Source organism: Paraconexibacter sp., from assembly GCF_041602235.1.
GTDB lineage: Bacteria > Actinomycetota > Thermoleophilia > Solirubrobacterales > Solirubrobacteraceae > Paraconexibacter.
In genome coordinates this window covers 1-1,801 of the sequence record NZ_JBFIGP010000467.1, presented here as the reverse complement: position 1 = coordinate 1,801, position 1,801 = coordinate 1, and the positions used below count along the sequence as shown (strand labels likewise).

Annotated in this window: 3 protein-coding genes; all 3 read left to right on the top strand. The window is 73.8% G+C overall.

Going from position 1 to position 1,801, the window contains the following annotated elements:
- Nucleotides 1-764 (top strand): crotonase/enoyl-CoA hydratase family protein (locus tag ABYE80_RS20505; RefSeq protein WP_372792257.1); only part of this gene is annotated, 764 nt, incomplete at its 5' end.
- A 93-nt stretch (nt 765-857) separates the two neighbouring features.
- Nucleotides 858-1,301, top strand: a complete 444-nt coding sequence (locus ABYE80_RS20500; RefSeq protein ID WP_372792255.1) for a VOC family protein — start codon at nt 858-860, stop codon at nt 1,299-1,301.
- On the top strand, nt 1,298-1,801 hold a 504-nt coding region (locus tag ABYE80_RS20495), incomplete at its 3' end, for an SDR family NAD(P)-dependent oxidoreductase (RefSeq protein ID WP_372792253.1). The genes ABYE80_RS20500 and ABYE80_RS20495, both read left to right, overlap by 4 nt.

The window sequence follows — 1,801 nt, the reverse complement described above, 5'->3', positions numbered from 1 at the left end:
GCGTCGAGCGCGACGGTCCCGTGACCACCGTGATCCTGTCGCGGCCGGACGTCCGCAACGCGGTCGACGGCCCCACCGCGCAGGCGCTGGCCGACGCGTTCCGCGCCTTCGACGCCGACGAGGACGCCGCGGTGGCCGTGCGGTGGGGTGAGGGCGGCACGTTCTGCGCCGGAGCCGACCTCAAGGCCATGGGCTCCGACCGCACCAACCAGCTGCACGTCGTCGGGGAGGGGGACGGGCCGATGGGCCCGTCACGCATGCACCTCTCCAAGCCGGTGATCGCGGCGGTGGCGGGGCACGCGGTGGCGGGCGGGCTCGAGCTCGCCTGCTGGTGCGACCTGCGCGTCGTCGAGGAGGACGCGGTGTTCGGGGTCTTCTGCCGCCGCTGGGGGGTCCCGCTCATCGACGGCGGCACGGTCCGGCTGCCGCGCCTCATCGGGCTGAGCCACGCGATGGATCTGATCCTGACCGGGCGTCCCGTCGAGGCGCACGAGGCGGCGCGCATCGGCCTCGCGAACCGCGTCGTGCCCACCGGCACCGCCCGGCAGGCCGCCGAGACGCTGGCCCACGAGCTCACCCGCTTCCCGCAGGTCACGATGCGGGGCGACCGCCTGTCGGCCATCGAGCAGCACGGCCGTGAGATGCCCGACGCGCTGGCCGTGGAGTGGGAGCACGGAGGTCGGGCGCTCGCGGCGGCCATCGAGGGCGCGGGCCGGTTCGCGGGCGGGGCGGGGCGCCACGGGTCGTTCGACGATCTCGGCTAGACCCGCGGCCGCCCGGGTCCAGCAGGCGGGAGCGGTGCGGTGAGGCGGGCGAACCTCCCCGGAAGGGGCCGCCCGTCTGGGAGGATCCCGAGCATGTCCCACACGCTTCCCCACACCTGCATCCGCGTCCTCGACGCGCAGCGGTCGGTCCGGTTCTACGAGGCCCTCGGCTTCGAGGTCCGGGGCCAGCTGAACTTCGACTCCGCCTACAACGTGTACCTGGGGCTGCCCGGGGCCGGTGACCAGCTCGAGCTCACCGTGAACGTCGGGCGTGCCGAGCCGTACGACCTCGGGGACGGCTACAACCACATCGCGCTGACCGTCGAGGACCTCGACGCGACGCTCGCGGCACTGGAGGCGGATCTCGGGGTGCAGCCGGAGAAGCCCGCGTTCCGTCCCGGTGGGCGGGACGACCTGCCCCGCATCGCCTTCGTGCAGGACCCCGACGGGTACCGGGTGGAGCTGATCGAGGGCAGCGACTTCCGCGCCCCGCAGGACGGGCCGCACCCGTCGCAGACGGCGGGCTCCCAGGCATGAGCGCGATCCTCGACGGCTTTCGCCTCGACGGGAAGGTGGCGATCGTCACCGGCGCCTCGTCCGGCCTGGGGGTGGACTTCGCGATCGGTCTGGCCGAGGCCGGTGCCGACCTCGCGATCTGCGCGCGCCGCGTCGAGCGGCTCGAGGCGACCGCGGAGCAGGTGCGGTCGCTCGGTCGTCGGTGCCTCGCGCTGCGGGCCGACGTCACCGATCCCGAGGACTGCACCGCGGTCGTGCAGCAGGCCCTGTCGGAGCTCGGCGGTGTCGACATCCTCGTCAACAACGCGGGGATCGGCACCGCGGTCCCGGCAACGCGGGAGAGCCCGGACGAGTTCCGCCAGGTCCTCGACATCAACGTCAACGGCAGCTACTGGATGGCGCAGGCGTGCGGCCGGGTCATGCAGCCGGGGAGCTCGATCATCAACGTCGGCAGCGTGCTCGGGTCCACCACGGCGGGGCTGCCCCAGGCCGCCTACAGCGCGAGCAAGGCGGCGATCATC